Source organism: Neobacillus mesonae, assembly GCF_023715155.1.
Lineage (GTDB): Bacteria > Bacillota > Bacilli > Bacillales > Cytobacillaceae > Neobacillus > Neobacillus mesonae_A.
Map to the genome: position 1 here is coordinate 1 of NZ_JAMBNQ010000116.1, position 434 is coordinate 434.

At 49.8% G+C, this 434-nt stretch carries 1 protein-coding gene; it reads left to right on the plus strand.

Features of this window, described 5'->3' with window-relative positions; translation table 11 throughout:
* Positions 1 to 44: 44 nt before the first annotated feature.
* Positions 45 to 434: replication protein RepA (locus M3183_RS26770; protein ID WP_251475085.1), on the plus strand; the 390-nt coding region annotated here is incomplete at its 3' end.

Below are 434 nucleotides of genomic sequence, written 5' to 3' on the forward strand. Positions count from 1 at the left end.
GTTTGCAAGAAGTTAAGCAGTGTCACCAGAAAAGGGATTCTTCCATGGCACTGCCACCAGAAAAAATTGCTCAGCTTCAAGCAGCCCAAAAGACTGCCCAAGACCGAGAAGTTAATCAAGCAAAAGAACTTATAAACGCCCAAGACATTGGCTACACATCCAAACTCTTCGTCCAAGCATTATTTCCATACCGCAAGACCGACGAAGAAAAACGAGTCATAGAGACAGCACAAGGCCGAATCGTTGTCTACGCCGATGGAGGATTGCCCTACGGCAAATATCCCCGACTAATCATGGCCTACATCGTCACCCGTGCCGTGGAAACCGCAGGAAAGCTCAAAGCAGGCAAAATAGACCTTGAGCAAGCAGTCCGCATCCCTCTCGGACACTCCATGAACCACTTCCTCCAAGCCATCGGAGTAACTGGACGCGGC